At 41.8% G+C, this 17,741-nt stretch carries 17 protein-coding genes and 1 pseudogene; 12 read left to right on the forward strand and 6 right to left on the reverse strand.

Annotation, left to right across the window (positions count from 1 at the left end; all coding sequences use genetic code 11):
• The first annotated feature begins 17 nt into the window (after positions 1-17).
• Together hisIE and H8B17_RS04300 are read left to right on the forward strand one after the other, a co-directional pair.
• Entirely contained in the window at positions 18-602 is a 585-nt protein-coding gene (gene hisIE / locus H8B17_RS04295) for a bifunctional phosphoribosyl-AMP cyclohydrolase/phosphoribosyl-ATP diphosphatase HisIE (RefSeq protein WP_190307903.1), read from the forward strand.
• Between the two features lie 16 nt (positions 603-618).
• Positions 619-1,533, forward strand: a complete 915-nt coding sequence (locus tag H8B17_RS04300; RefSeq protein WP_190307904.1) for a WD40 repeat domain-containing protein — start codon at positions 619-621, stop codon at positions 1,531-1,533.
• A gap of 5 nt (positions 1,534-1,538) precedes the next feature.
• On the opposite strand, the gene ruvA is transcribed toward H8B17_RS04300, so the two are convergent.
• From ruvA to dacB, 3 genes are all read right to left on the reverse strand, one after another.
• Positions 1,539-2,123 (reverse strand): Holliday junction branch migration protein RuvA, encoded by a 585-nt coding sequence (gene ruvA / locus H8B17_RS04305; protein WP_190307905.1) that lies wholly within the window; start codon positions 2,121-2,123, stop codon positions 1,539-1,541.
• A 2-nt stretch (positions 2,124-2,125) separates the two neighbouring features.
• Entirely contained in the window at positions 2,126-4,402 is a 2,277-nt protein-coding gene (locus tag H8B17_RS04310) for an NADP-dependent malic enzyme (RefSeq protein WP_190307906.1), read from the reverse strand.
• Between the two features lie 76 nt (positions 4,403-4,478).
• Entirely contained in the window at positions 4,479-5,909 is a 1,431-nt protein-coding gene (gene dacB / locus H8B17_RS04315; RefSeq protein WP_223816359.1) for a D-alanyl-D-alanine carboxypeptidase/D-alanyl-D-alanine endopeptidase, read from the reverse strand.
• 288 nt (positions 5,910-6,197) lie between these two features.
• Here dacB and H8B17_RS04320 point away from each other — a divergent pair, with 288 nt between their 5' ends.
• The 8 genes from H8B17_RS04320 (at position 6,198) to H8B17_RS04360 (ending at position 14,209) form a co-directional block, all read left to right on the forward strand.
• Entirely contained in the window at positions 6,198-7,973 is a 1,776-nt protein-coding gene (locus H8B17_RS04320) for an aminopeptidase P family protein (protein WP_190307907.1), read from the forward strand.
• A 795-nt stretch (positions 7,974-8,768) separates the two neighbouring features.
• A complete protein-coding gene (locus H8B17_RS04330; RefSeq protein WP_190307909.1) occupies positions 8,769-10,535 on the forward strand; it encodes a hypothetical protein in 1,767 nt (588 codons plus the stop codon).
• Positions 10,536-10,773: 238 nt separating this feature from the next.
• Positions 10,774-11,466, forward strand: coding sequence for a hypothetical protein (locus tag H8B17_RS04335; protein ID WP_190307910.1), 693 nt, complete (start codon positions 10,774-10,776; stop codon positions 11,464-11,466).
• 12 nt (positions 11,467-11,478) lie between these two features.
• Entirely contained in the window at positions 11,479-12,138 is a 660-nt protein-coding gene (locus tag H8B17_RS04340) for a hypothetical protein (RefSeq protein WP_190307911.1), read from the forward strand.
• Positions 12,139-12,142: 4 nt separating this feature from the next.
• Positions 12,143-12,895, forward strand: a complete 753-nt coding sequence (locus tag H8B17_RS04345; protein WP_190307912.1) for a hypothetical protein — start codon at positions 12,143-12,145, stop codon at positions 12,893-12,895.
• A gap of 26 nt (positions 12,896-12,921) precedes the next feature.
• Positions 12,922-13,308: a hypothetical protein gene (locus H8B17_RS04350; protein WP_190307913.1), complete on the forward strand. Its 387-nt coding sequence runs from the start codon at positions 12,922-12,924 to the stop codon at positions 13,306-13,308.
• Between the two features lie 2 nt (positions 13,309-13,310).
• Positions 13,311-13,451, forward strand: a complete 141-nt coding sequence (locus H8B17_RS04355; RefSeq protein ID WP_190307914.1) for a hypothetical protein — start codon at positions 13,311-13,313, stop codon at positions 13,449-13,451.
• 116 nt (positions 13,452-13,567) lie between these two features.
• A complete protein-coding gene (locus H8B17_RS04360) occupies positions 13,568-14,209 on the forward strand; it encodes a hypothetical protein (RefSeq protein ID WP_105726531.1) in 642 nt (213 codons plus the stop codon).
• A gap of 31 nt (positions 14,210-14,240) precedes the next feature.
• Here H8B17_RS04360 and H8B17_RS04365 read toward each other — a convergent pair whose 3' ends face one another.
• On the reverse strand, positions 14,241-14,378 hold the full coding sequence (locus H8B17_RS04365) for a DUF2683 family protein (RefSeq protein ID WP_223816360.1): 138 nt from the start codon (positions 14,376-14,378) through the stop codon (positions 14,241-14,243).
• Between the two features lie 111 nt (positions 14,379-14,489).
• Here H8B17_RS04365 and H8B17_RS04370 point away from each other — a divergent pair, with 111 nt between their 5' ends.
• Together H8B17_RS04370 and H8B17_RS04375 are read left to right on the forward strand one after the other, a co-directional pair.
• Positions 14,490-14,666, forward strand: coding sequence for a hypothetical protein (locus H8B17_RS04370; RefSeq protein ID WP_190307916.1), 177 nt, complete (start codon positions 14,490-14,492; stop codon positions 14,664-14,666).
• Positions 14,667-14,669: 3 nt separating this feature from the next.
• Entirely contained in the window at positions 14,670-15,146 is a 477-nt protein-coding gene (locus H8B17_RS04375; RefSeq protein ID WP_190307917.1) for a hypothetical protein, read from the forward strand.
• 109 nt (positions 15,147-15,255) lie between these two features.
• On the opposite strand, the gene bla is transcribed toward H8B17_RS04375, so the two are convergent.
• Both bla and H8B17_RS20875 read right to left on the reverse strand, forming a co-directional pair.
• Positions 15,256-15,975, reverse strand: coding sequence for a BlaB/IND/MUS family subclass B1 metallo-beta-lactamase (gene bla / locus H8B17_RS20870; RefSeq protein WP_380934486.1), 720 nt, complete (start codon positions 15,973-15,975; stop codon positions 15,256-15,258).
• Between the two features lie 714 nt (positions 15,976-16,689).
• Positions 16,690-17,727: pseudogene (locus H8B17_RS20875) on the reverse strand (alpha-L-fucosidase); the annotation flags it as partial.
• Positions 17,728-17,741 lie beyond the last annotated feature (14 nt).

The raw sequence follows: 17,741 nt of genomic DNA on the forward strand, positions 1-17,741 counted from the left end.
ATACTAAATAGATTAAGATGTTAGATTTCGCAAAAGGAGACGGTTTAATTCCCGTTGTTATACAGGATAACCAGACACTGGAAGTACTGATGTTGGGTTACATGAATGAGGAAGCATGGACCAAAACCCAACAGGAGAAGCGTGTAACCTTTTACTCGCGAAGTAAAAATAGATTGTGGACAAAAGGAGAGGAAAGTGGTCATTTTTTGGAGATGATTTCATTCCATATAGATTGTGATCAAGATACCTTGTTAATAAAAGTCCAGCCGGCAGGACCAACTTGTCATACAGGTGCCCGTAGCTGCTTCCAGACAGAATATAATCAGAATTTTCTGTTGCAGTTGGAGCGTATCGTTCAACAACGTTACGAGGTACCAACGGAAGAATCCTATGTCAATAAATTACGGCAGCGCGGATTGAATAAAATTGCACAAAAAGTAGGGGAGGAGGCTGTAGAGACCGTTATCGCCGCATTGGCCGAGTCAGAGCACGATTTCATTAACGAATCCTCCGATTTGCTTTTTCATCTTTTGGTGTTGCTTCGCGAAAAAGAATTAAATTTACAAACGATTGCCAAAAACTTGGAGAGTAGGCATCAATAAAAGGGGAGACGACATTATGCTTACGATTGATGTTTCTTTATCTACTACACTTGCAGGCCATCAAAATCCTATTTTTGCGATATCCCGCGGGATGGATTCGACAACTATTTTTACAGGAGGAAATGATAAAGGTGTCGTCGAATGGGATTTGACGGATGGAAAATTCAAACGTATTTTGTGCGCTGTTCCAGCATCTGTGTATGTACTCTATCCATTGGAAGAGGAGGGGATTCTCATTGTTGGTTTGCGTAACGGTGAAGTATGGTTTGTAGACGTAGAAAAGCAGGCGCTCATCCGTAAAACACAGACGGATAAAGGCGCTGTTTTTGCAATCAATGTGTTTCCAGAAAAAAGAGAAGTCATTGCTACCGGAGAAGAGGGTTTTGCCTACGTATGGTCGTTGGACACTTATGCCTTGTTGTATAGGTTTCCGATAGCGGATACGACGGTGCGCGTTATTGAACCGTATTCGAATATGAAGCAGGTAGCTTTTGGTGATAAAAATGGGTTTGTACATTTATATGATATAACGGATTTTCGGGAGATAGCCAAACAACAGATACATAGTTTGCCGGTTACGGCATTGGCCGCTACGGATACAAGTCTACTTACTGGGGGAAGAGATGCAAAGCTGGTTCGCGTGGCTCAAAGTGATTTATCGATCCTTCAATCTATAACGCCACATATGTTTACCGTATACGCTATACTTCCACACCCTAATTTACCCATTATAGCCACTATCAGTCGGGACAAGTCTATTAAAATATGGGATGCCCTATCGTTATCTTTACTTAAAAATATAAGTATAGAGCGTGGTTATGATGCTCATCGCTTGTCTATCAATACCGCCACCTGGGTAGGTAACCAGTTGATTACCGCAGGTGACGATAAACTGATCAAAATATGGGATGTCTCCGCTGAAGAGAATTAATCTTCTTACAAACGCTTTAATGCCGCTTTAATAAGTTGCTCCACCGTTTGCTCCGGATCGCTCGTCACCAAACTGTTTAATACTTTTTCCGCCTGTGGTTTACCAAAACCGAGCATGAGTAAAGCGCTAAGTGCCTCTTCGGGTACCGACTGTTTGGTAATCGGAAGTGGGATGAGGGCATCCGGACCTTGTTTTTTTAGCTTATCTTGTAGTTCCAAAATGACGCGTTGTGCCGATTTGGGACCTATTCCCTTTATTTTCTGCATTACTTGTACTTGCCCATTAATAATAGCATGCTGGATTTCCTCCGGTGTAATCGAAGAAAGCATCATACGTCCCGTGTTCGGGCCAATTCCGGATACCGAAATCAAGTGGTTGAATAGTTGGCGTTCTCCCTCTGTTGCAAAACCGTATAACGTCTGCGAATCCTCGCGAACCTGGAATGAAATGTAAAGTTTACTTTGCTCCTGATCTTTAATCTGGCTATAAGTAGTCAGCGAAATATGAATGTAATAGCCAATCCCGCCCACATCAAGGATGACGTGGGTAGGGGCTTTGAATACCAATTTTCCGTTAAAATAATCGTACATAATTATCCTCTTTTTTCATGTTCCTGCACATCGACTACGGCAATAGTGACCATATTGACAATCTCCCGGACGGAACTATCTAACTGCAATACATGCACGGGTTTGTTCATCCCCAGTAAAATTGGCCCTAAAGCTTCTGCATCTCCGGCTTCCTGTAAAAGTTTGTAGGCAATATTACCCGACTCTAAATTAGGGAATACCAACGTATTTGCGGCTCCGCCGTTTAAGGTGCTAAAAGGAAAATTTGACTGTAATAGATTACTATTTAAGGCGAAGTTAGCTTGAATATCACCATCGGCGATAATATGTGGTGCTTTCTCTCTCAATATTTTTGCAGCTTCCCGGACTTTCACGGCAGTTCGACCGTCGTTGGAGCCAAAGTTGGAATAGGACAGCAAAGCGGTACGGGGAGTGATATTAAATCGTCTGACTGCCTCATCCAATAAGATCGTAATATCTGCTAGTTCATCTGCTGTTGGGTCTGCATTTACCGTGGTGTCTCCAAAGAAAAGTGGCCCCTTAGAGGTCAACATAATGTACATTCCGGCAACACGGCTATTGGGTTTCGCGCCGATAACTTGCAACGCCGGACGTATCGTGGTTGCGTAATTTCGGGTTAATCCCGAAATAAGCGTATCTGCTTCACCAAACTGCACCATACTCGCGGCAAAGTAATTGCGATTGGTGGATATTAATTTGATAGCCTCGTTCTCGGTCATACCGCGGCGTTGCCTTTTGCTGTAGAGATGTTGGGTAAACTTGTTAAAGCGTTCGGAGTCTTTTTCTTCGACGGGATTAATGATTTCTACATCCCCCAGTTCAAAGTCATATTCCTGTATCAAGCGTTGAATTTTCTCTTTATCACCCAGTAGGATCGGAAATGCAATCCCTTCTTCTTTAACAATTTGTGCTGCACGAAGCGTTTTGTAATTATCTGCTTCAGCAAAGACGACACGTTTTGGATTTTTCTTAGCCCTACTGGTTAAATTACGGATAATCCGGTCGTCTTTGCCCAAACGCTTACGCAAATCATCTTTATACTGTTCCCAATCTGAGATTTCTATTCTGGATACCCCCGAGGCAATTGCCGCTTTTGCCACCGCTACCGACACCTCTGTAATTAGACGCGGATCCGTTGGCTTGGGAATAATGTACTCTGGACCAAACCTTAAATTGTTCGTGTCGTAAGCTTGATTAACCTCTTCCGGCACAGGTTGCTTTGCCAATGCAGCTATGGCTTGAACTGCAGCGATTTTCATTTCTTCGTTAATGCTTGTCGCGCGGACATCCAGTGCACCTCTAAAGATGTACGGAAATCCCAACACATTGTTGACTTGATTCGGGTAATCCGAACGACCAGTACCCATAATGACATCGTCGCGTGTTTCTACCGCTAGATCATAGGCGATTTCTGGATTAGGATTTGCCATGGCCAATACGATTGGTCGTGGGGCCATAGAAAGCAGCATTTCTGGCGTTAATACGTCTGCCGCAGAAAGTCCAATGAAAACATCGGCACCCTTGACAGCGTCCGCTAACGTGTGAATATCCTGATTGGTCGCCCATTCGGCTTTCGTCGTACTTAGGTTTTCTCTGTCTTTACGTATCACGCCTTGACTATCCAACATGACAATATTTTCCTTGGATGCTCCGACTGCAACATACATCGCTGTACAGGAAATAGCGGCTGCTCCGGCCCCGTTTACAACGATTTTGACTCGACTGATATCTTTATCTATTAGTTCACAAGCGTTGATTAACGCTGCGCCCGAAATAATAGCTGTCCCGTGTTGATCATCATGCATAACCGGGATGTTCATTTCCTTTTTTAGACGCTGCTCAATTTCAAAACATTCGGGCGCTTTGATATCTTCGAGGTTTACACCTCCGAAAGTTGGTTCGAGTGCTTTCACGATCTGGACAAATTCATCGACATTCTTGGTGTCCAGCTCAATGTCAAATACGTCGATATCTGCGAATATTTTGAATAACAATCCTTTTCCTTCCATAACGGGTTTGCCTGCCTGTGCACCAATATCCCCTAATCCCAATACGGCGGTACCGTTACTGATAACGGCCACTAAATTTCCTTTAGATGTATATTTATACGCATCTTCACTGTTTTCAGCAATTGCCAAGCAGGGTTCTGCTACGCCCGGCGAATATGCTAATGATAAATCGCGTTGGGAATTATGCGGTTTTGTTGGAACGACTTCGATTTTTCCGGGTCTTCCCTTGGAATGGTAGTCTAAAGCGTCTTTTTTTCTGTTGATACTCATTTGTGTTAAGTAAATTATCGACATTTCTGTAGTTACAAATCTAAAACTTCAAAAGAAGATTAGCTAATTTTTGATCTTATTTAAGACTGTTCAAGAGCTTAAACATTTCTTGCCGCATAGCCGAAGTACTTCCTGTATAGTTATTTACCAAGAGCGAAAAAGTAACCGGCGTACCTGTTTTATGACGATGGAAACCTGTGTATCCTAGGACGCCGCCGATAGTACCACTTTTCATGGTCATGCCATTGATCTCGGGCAGGCTTTTTTGAAAATCGGTAAACCAAGGCCGACTTTGTGCATAATGCATGATTTTCGCCATGGCCAACGTGGTGACCCGGTTTTGAGGTGAAAGGCCGGAACCATCTTGAATGTTCAGCTCGCTATTCGGTATACGCAGTTTTTGTTCCCAATACTTGCCTAGCAACGAGACTGCCTTCTGGGTCGTAGATTCGTTATGGCTTATGATACCAAAACTTTTGAGCATGGCTTCTCCATAGAGATTGACACTTTTTTGATTGAACCAATATATGATATCCTTCAATAAAGGCGACCGGTGGACGTCCAGTTCCTGTCTTTGACTTTGCAGTCTCTTCCCTTTATTCAATAGTCGTTTCCCTGTAGTTGGTATGCTATCTACGAGAATACCCGCTTCGGATAATGAGGTTGTTAATTGTTGCGCTAATTCCAACGCTGGATCCGGCACCGCTATTTCGATAACCTTCTTAAGATCCCTCCCGTAAGTGCCACGTAAATATATTATATCGGAGTACGGTGCGGAATAGGCATAGACATTGTCTCCAGAGCCGTTTCCTCCTGTGATAACCTCGTTGATTAACGTGATTCCGGTCAGTGGCGTCGTTGTGGAGGAAAGTGTGACAGGTTGTCCTATGACGCTGGGAGAGAACGTGATGCCCGTTTTGTTCTCGCGCCAATTCAATCCCGAAATACCGGCACCGTAATAGTTTCCTATATCGACCCAGTTCCACGTGGGTGGAACATCGTTGCCATTCAGATACAGATCGTCGCCTATCACACTTCCATTGATATGGTTGATGCCGGCATTTTGAATCGTATATACCCACTTGTTTAGTATAGTTTCCGCTTTGGTGTCGGTATAGCGATCACTTCCTAGTGTAGGATCGCCAGAACCGATGACGAGGATGTCACCATGAAGCACACCCAAACTGTCGATTTCACCTACATAGGCTAACTTGGTTTGATAGGTATAATTGGGGCCTAATATATCCAAAGCCGTGATGGATGTGATAACCTTCATCGTTGATGCAGTAGGCAGGCCGATAGACGCATTGTTTGTAAAAATGGGCTGGCCGGTTTTACCGTCCAGCACCGTTAGGGATGCAATACCATTGACAAGTTTTCCGCTATTTAAGAATTGTTGATAAGCATGATCAATATTATTCTTCAATGACTGCGCATAGCTTGCACGCATGGATAGCAACAATACTGTCACTAGACAAGTTATGGAGTAAATTGTTTTTTTTGCCATATTCTTTATATGTAGTTGTACAAACTTTTTTTATGTTTTTTTTCCGAAAAAAGAACCAAAAACCTAGCCACTTTAAAATTTGATGCGTCCCACTACCCCGCACTTTTCCTGCATAGAGAATAGTTTACATGTGGCATTTACGGGTTAAAGAGGGTTCATACAATTGCACCATCCTTCCTTAACCGCTAAGGTCGCCTCAAATATTTAAAGAAAACCTTCCTTTTCTATTATCTTTTTGCAAAGAAAAAAGAATAAATTAACTTGCGCGAATACTAGAATTGATTTAATATGACGCATATAGAACGTTTAGACGCTATTAGGAGAGAGATGAAATCACAGGGGATTGATGCCTATATCATTCCGTCGTCAGACCCCCATATCAGTGAATATCTGCCAGAGCGTTACAAGTGTATTGCATGGGCTTCGGGTTTTACCGGGTCGGCTGGCACATTAGCCATTACTGCCGATTTTGCGGGCTTATGGACAGATGCAAGATATTTTGTGCAAGCGAAAGAACAGTTGGAGGGAACGGGCTTCGAACTCGTGAAGTTGAAAACGCAAGGTGCGGCGGAATATGCAGCTTGGCTGGCAGAACAACTTCCCACCGGCAGCAAAGTGGCATTCGACGGTAATTTAGCATCCTTAGCCGTGGCGCAGACAGTTAAAGATATCCTCTTGCCGTTAGATATAGTAGTGGACGGGCATGTGGATATTTTGGATACGATCTGGAGCAATAGGCCGACGCTACCTACATCTCCCGCATTTCTGTTGGACGAGTCTACTACAGGAGAAGATACAGTTAGCAAATTAAACCGCGTTCGTGAAAAAATGAAAGCAAAACGTGTTTCTGCACATTTGATTTCATCGTTAGATGATTTAGCGTGGTTATTAAATATTCGGGGGAACGATGTACCGTGCAATCCGGTGGTTTTGGGATTCGTGCTGCTGGCAGGAAATGAAATCACCCTGTTTATCGATCCTAATAAATTAGCTGATGCGGATAAAGCGAGCTTGGAGCAGGCGGCTGTACAGATAAGGCCCTATGCGGAAGCTTATTCTGTGGTTTCATCGTTGGAAGCTGATACGATCTTGCTAGACCCCAAACGAACCTGCTTTGCGATGTATGACGCCGTTCCTACATCAACTAAAATAATAGAGGATCTTAATCCGTCTACAATGATGAAAGCGGTAAAGAATCAGGTCGAAGCAGCACATACACGAAATGTGATGATTAAAGATGGTGTGGCGATGACCCGTTTTTTTAGGTGGTTAGAGCAACAGGTGCAACACGGGACGCTGACTGAAATTTCGATTGCAGATAAGTTGCAACATATACGTGCCGAGGGAGAAAATTTCGTTGATATTTCGTTTGATACGATTGCCGGTTATAGGGCGCATGGCGCATTACCACATTATAAGGCCACCGAAACAAGTAACGCGACTTTGAAATTAGAAGGCTTATTGTTGGTGGATTCGGGCGGACAATATAAAGATGGTACAACGGACATTACCCGTGTGGTATCATTGGGCCATATCACCAAGGAGGAGAAAATGGACTATACCTTTGTATTGAAAGCTTTAATCGAAGGGTCTATTGCTGTATTTCCGAAAGGTACCCGCGGCTACCAAATCGATGCCATTACACGGCGACCGCTATGGGAACAATTGCGTAATTATGGGCATGGTACAGGGCATGGCGTTGGTTTCTTCCTTAACGTACATGAAGGCCCACATGTATTTAATCCGTCGAATGTTGATATTCCGATAGAAAAAGGGATGATTTCTTCTATCGAACCTGGACTGTATCGAGAGGGAGAATATGGTATTCGTATCGAGAATCTAGTATTGAGCCAAGATCTTGCTTCGAATCAATTTGGCGATTTTATGGATTTTGAGACATTAACGATCTGTTATATCGCGACGGATCTGGTTGATAAATCGTTGTTGGACGATAGGCATGTGCAATGGTTGAATGGATATAACGCTTGGGTGTTTGAAAAGCTATCTCCCCATTTAAGCGGTGAGGAGGCAGCGTGGCTGAAGGATAAGACGGAAGCGATATAATTCGTGTTGTACATTAAATAAGTAAAGGGCAATCATTGCGATTGCCCTATTTTGTAGTTTCAATTTTATTTGGAATGGTTGTTCAGCGTAAAAGCTGCAATTATTCCCGCCGGATTTAATGTTTCGCTGTTGCGTAAATAGGTATACATTCCATCTTTGACCTGCATGTGGCCCCTCGCGGTTTTCCCGTTGCCCCGTAATACCCACATTTCCAATCTGGCCTCTCAAATAGCCATTATCAATTACTGCCATATTCCAAATCTATTATTTTATGTTGTTGAAAAACAGGTTTTTGTGAATTTTTGTGAAAATGCAAATAGTGAAGGACAGCGCATTTTGAATTTCATAATCGTCGGTCCTTCACGATTATGAAAATGATAATAGATTGGTGCGACGCGTCGCTAATGCTGTACCTATGATATACCCATGCTTTGCTAATACCAGTAGCTGTATGCAGGGTACAACCACCGTAAAAGGAACTTGTCAACGATATAGACTCGGACTCAACATGGAGAGAACATGGACTCACGCCGGACACACCTACTGCGAGGGGTAGATGATTATTAGGTCATCTGTGAGGGGTTGTCGGTATACCGGGGCGTGAGCTATTACATAGATTTATTTACTGATCGCTTTGCTAAAAATTCTCCTAACGCTGGCCGATTTTCTACTCAATGGTTTAGATAAATATAATTAACGTATAGAAAAAATGTATAAAAAATTTCATTATTCAAACTTTATGTGTATTTTTTGTATAGAAAAACTATACAATTAATTATTTTAATAAATCAGATTATGTTCATAAATAAAGAGACTTTAGTCGAGCGATTGGTTCAACGCATAGACTTGGATCGCATTTTCTTGTTCTCCTATTCTTTTTTGGGCAAGGAGCAGCAACACTTGATTTTGGTGTTGAATCCGGCAGATGGGATTTCGCCGAAGGTGATGATACCTGTTATTGAGCTTTGTCTTATCGATATGCCTGACCTTTCCTTTGAACTGATCCCGTTTGGTGAATGGCGTAACAAAGTACGTCATGGGGGATTGTACTATGCTTACGCTTCATTGCCGCAGCATGAAATATACAGATCGCCCCGTAAAGCTACAAAATCGCTTTCTGTCAATGAGATCGGTGGTATTATTGAATTGGCTGATCAATGGCAAATAAAGATGAGAAAAGAAGGGGAGGAGTTTCGAGAAGGAGCATTGAAGTTTGCGGAGCATAACGATTACTTGAAAGCCACCTTTATGGTTCACCAGAGTTTAGAATCTTTTCTGCGCTTGCCACAGGCCATGATACAAGGTAAGGCAAATAATCAGCACAACTTGGAAAATAGAATGCGGGCGCTGAGCGCACATATGCCGGCGTTCAAAACGGTGCTGCTGAGCGATGCATTTATGGAGATCGAGACTTTTCGGTTACTCGATAAGAGCTATCAGGCGGTGAAGCAGAATAGGGATTTGGAGATAACGGCTTTCGATGCTTCTTATCTGTATGATAAATGTTTTGAAATATCCAAAACGATAGAAATGTTGTTCGAGCATTTTTTAAATGGGTTGAAAGGGGAGTGGGAGCAGCGTATGGAACAGGCAGCGCAACAAGCGGAAGCAAATAAAGTGGAAAAGGCTATCACACCCACCCGAGAAAAGCAACAGTCTATAAACCAGTTACAATTTGAGGATTTTTCCGATTTTCCTTGGCCACAACAATACAAAGATGATGTGAACATGTTGTTGGATAAGGTACGGTCTAACCATAATCCAGAGCAGGTGGTGATGTTAAATTATCACACGGATGGCTTTTCAGGTAACAATCTGTTTCAGCAGCGTACCGATGCAACGAATGAAAATGGAGTTAAAGTTGAGCTGTATTTAGTGGTATTGATGAAAAATACCGGGCCATTTCGGTTTAAATGCATGGAGGTGGGGATGGCCAGTGCGATGATATTGTTTTTGGATTTGGGATATGTCGAACGGAAGTTGTCGGAAGGTGACCGTTTTGTAAATACGGTATGGACCAAAGGGCATGTGTTGCGGAGGAAATCGACTTTTGAACCGAACTTTGTTGTCGGGGAAGTGGATTGGGAGAAAGAGTATGGCGAGATAGGAGGGGTTATTGACATGGCGAAACATGTTATCGGAGAGATTCGTGATCCATTTGAAGTGGGTAATGCCGATGTCGAAGTAAATTACTGCGTCTTAAAAAGCACACTAGAAGCTGCTGTGATATCCTATCTGCGATGTGCTGTTGGCTATGTTCCGAAAGATGTTCCTTTACGTCATCTGATCGATTGGACGGGGGTTGTAGATCGACAACTTATTGAATTTCTCTATCCAAAATGTGAGTTAGAATATTTACAGCTTGGGATTTTTCTTCGACCTGAAAAATTATGGACACAACCTAAATTTGATACATTATATGCAGGTTCATTTCTAGATGTCAAAAAAGTGAGGCGACATTTAATTTTCTTCGAAAAATTGTTAGATGGTGTGCTGCAACAATTGAAAAGACTTGCAGAACCAGAAACCGTCGGAAATATGTCAACTGGTACTACTCAATGACATCTCCTTTAGACGGGGAGAAATCTAATCAAATTATTATTGAAAAGTCCGCAGGATACTGAAATTAGGAATCTGGCGCGGTACTCCAGTTGGACTTTCTTAAAAAAACACATCAGCAAAATAGAAAGCTAAATAAAATATTGGATCTCGTAAAAGCCACTTTTGAAAACGGATGGCATTATTGTGTTAGCGAAGCTGGGGGGAATTAGGTATGTAAGTTTAAGATTAGAATAAGATTATGAACAAAAATATAACTAACAAAGATACCTATGCAGGCATAATGTATTCCATGGATTTTATGTATTGGTATACGTATTTAAAACGGAGAATAGCAAAGGGTTGGTCTGCCGAAGAAGTTTCCTTCTTGTTGGGAAGGGCTCCGTTTTACTATAGTGATTTTGAACGTATGCATAATGTTGGGGGAGCTTTAGAAGAAGAACGTATGCTACTGGATAGGATCTATCAAGATTCGACGACAGAATCGATGACTTTCCACCGGGAAAGATATGAAGCTAATGAGGAGCGATTGGTGCGGGTCAATATAGAAGATGAACGATTTTATAAGGACTATGAAATTATTATCCCTTGGGCCCTGGCGAGTAAAGAATCGTATACGGAGAATGGAAAGACAAAAATAAGAAGCTGTGCGGTTCCTGATCTTACATTTAGGGAATGGAAGGAGGAAGAAAGTTTAGAGACAGTTTCCGATGCGACTATAGATATTCGAGAAAAACTAAATCGTCTTTTGAAAAGTAAATATTTTAAAGAAGGCAGAGCGCCTGATGAAATATTTCAAGTGGTGGAGTTTACGGGGCAGTACCATCTCCAAATTTTTCCCAGGCATCTAAAGGATGGGTTGTACAATCTGATTAAAGCTGGACTATTGTATATACGAAATGTGGATGGAAGATACGTGATTTTTGAGATTTAACAAGATAAGGGTATGGAAGAACAATTAGCGCAACCGAAAATGGAGGCCTATGTAATGGAATGTAAACCGCAGTATATAAATTTCCTGTACGGTATACTTATTAACCGGATTAGTAGAGGATGGTCTGCTGAAGAACTGTCCTTTTTATTAGGACAAGATGAAAACTTTATGGCAGATCTGGAACGGTTTATTGCATTTGATTATGGGGTAGAATTAATGAGGCAGCTATTACTGGTAATGCCCCAAGCGGATTTATTGATGACTTCGGTGAGGAGCAATACCGAAAGTAAGTATAACCACACAATCAGTAGAGAAGGGGATTTAATTCGCTATACGATGGAGCAGTTGGTTAATGAATGGGAAAGCATAACGGTATTTGAACTGATCGAGGAAGATGGGACGTATCGGGATAAAGTTGCATCCAACTCGGTAGCTATGGAGCTTGAACATGCAGAAGAGTTGCTCCGGATTTTAATATCTAAGGAGTATTTTAAAAAACATAGAACCACATTAGACATTTTTAATTTATTGAGGACGAATGTTTGTAGCCATTTTCAACCTAAGCAATTAAAGACCGAGTTGGATAAACTTTGGGGTAGAAAGGGGCAGGCTCCGTTAAGACGTACTAAAAGGCGGAGTTACGGATATCGATTTATTATACATAAGCAATAAAAGAATGAAACGAGAATTGGAAAAAGAACATCTGGTTGTACCCAATAAATTTAAAGTAGCGTGTAAGGTTGCTGGATTTAAGGTACATGAATTTTTACAAATTTTTGTTGATCATTATTCATTGATAGATAATCATTTCGATGATAAGTCGGCTTTTAGTTTGGCAACTAAATCATTCTATTTTATTCGTGAGGAGTTTGCTTTAGAAAGGAAGAGTATGCCTAATGTTATGAGTAAACAGGATAAAAATAGAGGAGTTGGTATGGTCAGGCGAATGGTAAAGCTTGCTACTAATCGGAATTATAGTTTCTCACAACGTAGAAATAAGGGTAAAGTTTTGACGGGACAGCTTTTTGAGCTGTTTTCGAAAGGAGTCGAATTGAAAGATACAGTCTATTTAGACGAGTTTAACTTTATTAAACTAAATAAGGATATACGGTTTCAGTGCATTCTTACCGGGGTTTCTCCTGTGGAATTGCTTAACGCTATAATGCAGTACGTTGATATGCCTAATCACTTGGCAAGATTGCATTTGGACAACTTCGTTTTTAATCCTGTTTTAGGTTTCTTTATTAGAGTTATGGATGGATATGGGAATATCCGAAATGGGGACTATCTGGATTCTGAAGAATATGCTGAATTCATTTGGTCATTACAAGAATTGCCCAAACAGTTTTATTTCTATAGAAATCTAGAAGATAGAGTAGAAATTTATCAGGAGTGGTTAGAGGAATTCTTGGAAGAAAATCGTTTTTAAATTAAAATATATTAATAATTATTCTCATGAACAATATAGATCAAATTAAGTTAACAGCAGCGTTTAAGCAAGCGTGTGAAATATTTAATATGAAGCCAGAGTTTGTTATCCAACAGTTTGTTGATCATGTTGATATAGCGCGCTATATGTGCTTTCCTTTTGAGGAAAAACGTTGGGCAAATGTGCTGGTAATGGAACAGATTATTGCGGAAATTGAATCAGCAGATGAGTTGAATGGGTATTACGAGTTCAGTGAGAAGTGGGCTGCTATGATGAAGAAGGATAGAAAAAATGCTTTTGAAAACACTAAAAAGCTATTAGACGAATGGCATAAGGTGATTTTAGAAAATCGCATTTACGAAATTATGAAAGATGACGATGAGCGCAATGATAACTTATCAAACAAAGATTAATTATGCCCTTTGCAAACCCTACCCCTTATGATTATTTCCCGCGGAGGTTGCACCCGCAGGAAATCGGGAATCCTTATAATGCAATCAATCTATTTTTCGGTTGGGAGAATAAATGGAAAGTGAAGCACCTCATCTATATCTAGAACATGGATAAATGGCCAGCGCTGTATCCTTAATGGAGGTTGCAAAAACGTTTTTATTGAAATAGAATAAACCAATCCCGCGGCAAGGAGTCTATCTTTGCAAAGATCTTGTTGATATGAAAAAGTTTATCGTTTGTGTTGCGTTGATGTTGTCGTTTTCTGTTCTGTTTGCACAGCGAGGTGCTATAGACACTGATATTTTTGGGGCGCTCCAGTATAGATCTGCTGACGGGAGATATAAGGCCAGTCTCGAAAAAAATATCTTTGATGACTTGATATTTACAGATAGCCGCAATAATAAGCTACAGTACGAAAAGAAATATCTAGATAAGGCAGAGCCTGATTTGAGGGGGAATAAGGATGCGCAAATGAGACTGCTAAGACGGTTGGTAAGGGAAAATAGCAGACACGCCGACTATAGGGCTACTTTTAAGGTGGATATTTTTGATAAAACAATAATCGAGGATAATAAAGGTTATAAACTGGAGGAAGGGAAGGATATCTTCGGGCACGTTAATGTGAAAGAACGGGTGAATGGCTCTAAAACCCAGCTCAAAAGAAATCTGCGCGGAGGTTTAGAATATACGCGGGATAACAATAAAGCTTCTTTTGATAAAGATATATTCGACAAGTGGATTTATAAAGATAGTTTTGGAAATGAGATTCAGTTTGGTAAGGAAACCTGGAAACGCATCTTGGAGCACTATGGCACGGACGAAGAGTTTTTCTGGGAGCTTCTGGATCGGTACTTTTATTGAGGCATAACTACTTATCGGAATAGTGTCGCGTCTAGAATTTTTTGACAAATTCTGGGTCGTATGAGCTAGCTGGCTGCGTTATTTCAAACTCCATTTCCAGCGCCTTAGCAAAAGCTTTAATTACTGCCAATTGCTCTTTGGTTTTAGGATGAATTACTACAGTGTCCATATCGTCAAATTTACGAATTACCATTGATGTGGTGAAACAGTTATCGTTCTGTCGCCATTTTTTTATATAAAACCCGTATCTTTATATGTTTAATAAGTCGGTAGGTATATCATGCATGTCAAGAAAGAACATAATCCACAACATTTTAGCGATGCGGAAATTGCGTTATTGAAAGAGGGGTTGAAGCGTTCGTATAAAGAGCGGTTTGAGATGGCCACGCGACTCTATAAAATACAAGAAACGCTTAAGAAAGCGAAGATCGTTCATAAACCTTTTGTCCAAAAGTAAAAGATGGATATCTTTGATGAAGAAATATTAAATTTTTGGCGAAACCTCGCGAATGCCAAGGTGTCCTATATTATGATAGGGGGCTATGCTACAAATTTACACGGCTTCCAGCGATTTACTGGTGATTTGGATATATGGATAAAAGATTCTCTTGATAATAGAAAGAATCTGAGAAAAGCATTCCAATTATCAAATCTTGGCGATATTCCACAGTTAGAAACTATTCCTTTTATAGCTGGGTGGACGGACTTTCATCTTAACAATGGGTTACGTTTAGATATCTTGACCGATATGAAAGGGTTAGAGGGATACTCTTTTGATGAATGCTTAGCAATGGCTTCTGTGGCAGATATTGAAGAGGTACATGTTCCTTTCCTGCATATCAACCAGCTGATAGCGAATAAAAAAGCTGTTAATAGACCTAAAGATCAAATTGATGTTCAGGCACTCGAAGAAATTATAAAACTTAGAGAAGAGTAGAGATTTCTCCCTCTACATACATGTGTTCCACCTTATAAGATATTAGCTATGGCCTAAAAGACATTACTTGTGGCTCATTAGTATGGCGCTTTGCGTCAAAAGTAATATTTTAGCGTTTCCCTTCCAAAAGCTTAAAAGTATTCTCAATATGCTGTTCAGAAGCTTTCCAATCGTCGTGACCAGGAATCACCAAATTAATCTCGGGATAGTGGGCGAGTAATCTTGCTATCGAGGGTTTCCATTCTTTGACATCGCCGTCGCTGGTATTACCGAGGTTTTTGGCATCCGAACTCTTGATAAAACAGCCACCATCCAAGATCTTGTATTCGGGAAACCAGACGACTACATTATCCATGGAGTGTCCCGGGCCGAAGAAATCGAACACAAAAGATTCGCCGCCTACGGAATATGTCTTTCCTTCTTCGATCTTACGGATGGCCAGCGGCTTACCATTTGCACGCAATAATTCATTGGTACGTGCTGTGGCATATGTTGGGATGCCTATGTTGTTGTAATAGCCGAAACCTCCGGCACGGTCTTCATGCCAGTGGGTGGCATACACACCGATGACGGGCATATCGTGTTTTTCTTGTATACTATCCAAAAGTGGCTGGTACTGTGTGGGATCCCAAGGGGTATCAAAAAGGAGCGCACCTTCTTTGGTAAGGAGGTATAGTGCATTGGCTGAAACCTTGGTGCCCTCATATTCGTGATAAGTGGTGAAGAGATAGAGTTTAGGGTTGATCTGCTCAATGACCAGTGGTTTATCTTGCGTAGACACGCTGGCTTGCTCGGCATCCTTCCTTTTCTCTATCCAGATCCGGTTCAGCCACAATTCCTGATTTCCTTTTGCTTGAAATTCGACATTGTATTGGCCTGCTTGCTCGACGGTAATCTCGCCGATGTGGCTATCCACAAACTCATCCGTGTAATTGTCTTCGTTCGGCTCGGCTACCACTTTCCCCGAAGGGACTATCGTTCCTTCGATGGTCTTGTCAGCAAATCGTATAGAGACAAGAATACGCTCTTTTGTTGGATTGTGCGCAGATAGATCAATATGGTAATGGCCAGCTTCTGGAAGATACAGCTCCCAGGTTATTTTCTTACCCGCTGTCTGCACATAGGCCGGACGGGTATCATCTTCTTCCACAAGCTTAAGGCGCTCTCTATTTGCCGCGTTCGACCCTTTCAGCGCAAATCCGCCGAAAGTAGACTCCGCAACAATAGATGGAACAGTTTCTAGGCTATCGTACGTCAGACGTACAACGGATACAAAGGGATCGCTCTGCTGCTGCGGTAGTTGTATATGTGTCAGGGGACCATATTGTTCGAACGATAAGGAATGGCTTCCTACAGCGGATAACAATGCTGCTTTTTGAGGCTTGCTGCTTATTCCTGATACACGAAGTTTCCCATCTAAAGGCCAGTTGGATATATGGAGATAAACGGTATTACTTTTTCTACTTTTTGTGATTTTGCCCCAATCGTGTTGACCAACCGGAAGATCCAGACCCGTATTGTCGTACAATGCTTCGCCGTATTGACCAAGCCATTTACCGATATCGTGAAGACGGTTAACGCTCTCATAAGGCACGGTACCGTCAGCTCTAGGGCCAATGTTTAATGTAAAACCTCCGTTCAGGGCCACATTGCTGATCAATGACTCAAAAAGCTGTCCGGTCGATTTCCAGTTTTTTTCCTGTCCGTTGTAACCCCACGAATGGGCAATTGTACCCGGTGTTTCCCATGGATGATCCACGAAGCTTGTGCCAAACTGATTGTCACCTAACGTCTCAAAATCTACATATTTAGCATCTGTCGGTAACCCTAATCGGGAATTGATCAGACAATTGGGCTGCAGTTCGCGGATTAGAGCTACGGCTTGTTCCAATTGTTCCCGTTTAAATATTGTCTTCTCGTAGGGAATCCACATATCGAACCACATGATGGCGATGTCACCGTAGTTGGTCAGTAGCTCACGCATTTGTGGTATAGCTTTTTCCTGCCAATATTGGTTGAACTGCTCGTCCGTGACATGCCCGGTTAGTTCCTGATTATGATCCCAGGCATAGGGGTGTTCCCAATCGAGCCAATGCGAATAATAGAAGCCAAGTTTCATGTCGTGCTTGCGGCAGGCGTCCGCAATTTCTTTAATGACATCTCTTCCTGTACCTGAAAGTTTAGGAAGCGAGTAGTCGCCTATTTGGGTGTCCCACAGCGCTACGCCGTCATGGTGTTTGGAGGTGATGATAATATATTTCATGCCTGATTTTTTGGCGAGTAAGACCCAATCTTCCGGATCGATCTTGTCCCATACAAAGCGCTTCGCCAATTCGCCATACTCTTCTTTGGATATACGGTTACGGTATCGAATCCATTCGGCGTAGTTGTTGGCGTAACGGAGTGGCTCACCCTTCCATAGTCCTTCGGCAGCACTGTATAGACCCCAGTGGATGAACATGCCGTAGCGCGCTTCCTCGAACCAGTCGGTGCGGGGCGATTGGGCGAAGAGCGCAGAGAAACTCAAGAAATAGGATAGGGTGATAAGGAGGCAATTTTTAAGGTTGTTTTGTTGAAACATGTTTAACGATTCTA

Origin of the sequence: Sphingobacterium arenae, assembly GCF_014692505.1 — a bacterium.
Lineage (GTDB): Bacteria > Bacteroidota > Bacteroidia > Sphingobacteriales > Sphingobacteriaceae > Sphingobacterium > Sphingobacterium arenae.

Coding starts and splice junctions, on each gene's coding strand:
- hisIE (WP_190307903.1), top strand. CDS start 18: ATGTTAGATTTCGCAAAAGGAGACGGTTTAATTCCCGTTGTTATACAG.
- H8B17_RS04300 (WP_190307904.1), top strand. CDS start 619: ATGCTTACGATTGATGTTTCTTTATCTACTACACTTGCAGGCCATCAA.
- ruvA (WP_190307905.1), bottom strand. CDS start 2,123: ATGTACGATTATTTTAACGGAAAATTGGTATTCAAAGCCCCTACCCAC.
- H8B17_RS04310 (WP_190307906.1), bottom strand. CDS start 4,402: ATGAGTATCAACAGAAAAAAAGACGCTTTAGACTACCATTCCAAGGGA.
- dacB (WP_223816359.1), bottom strand. CDS start 5,909: ATGGCAAAAAAAACAATTTACTCCATAACTTGTCTAGTGACAGTATTG.
- H8B17_RS04320 (WP_190307907.1), top strand. CDS start 6,198: ATGACGCATATAGAACGTTTAGACGCTATTAGGAGAGAGATGAAATCA.
- H8B17_RS04330 (WP_190307909.1), top strand. CDS start 8,769: ATGTTCATAAATAAAGAGACTTTAGTCGAGCGATTGGTTCAACGCATA.
- H8B17_RS04335 (WP_190307910.1), top strand. CDS start 10,774: ATGAACAAAAATATAACTAACAAAGATACCTATGCAGGCATAATGTAT.
- H8B17_RS04340 (WP_190307911.1), top strand. CDS start 11,479: ATGGAAGAACAATTAGCGCAACCGAAAATGGAGGCCTATGTAATGGAA.
- H8B17_RS04345 (WP_190307912.1), top strand. CDS start 12,143: ATGAAACGAGAATTGGAAAAAGAACATCTGGTTGTACCCAATAAATTT.
- H8B17_RS04350 (WP_190307913.1), top strand. CDS start 12,922: ATGAACAATATAGATCAAATTAAGTTAACAGCAGCGTTTAAGCAAGCG.
- H8B17_RS04355 (WP_190307914.1), top strand. CDS start 13,311: ATGCCCTTTGCAAACCCTACCCCTTATGATTATTTCCCGCGGAGGTTG.
- H8B17_RS04360 (WP_105726531.1), top strand. CDS start 13,568: ATGAAAAAGTTTATCGTTTGTGTTGCGTTGATGTTGTCGTTTTCTGTT.
- H8B17_RS04365 (WP_223816360.1), bottom strand. CDS start 14,378: ATGGACACTGTAGTAATTCATCCTAAAACCAAAGAGCAATTGGCAGTA.
- H8B17_RS04370 (WP_190307916.1), top strand. CDS start 14,490: ATGCATGTCAAGAAAGAACATAATCCACAACATTTTAGCGATGCGGAA.
- H8B17_RS04375 (WP_190307917.1), top strand. CDS start 14,670: ATGGATATCTTTGATGAAGAAATATTAAATTTTTGGCGAAACCTCGCG.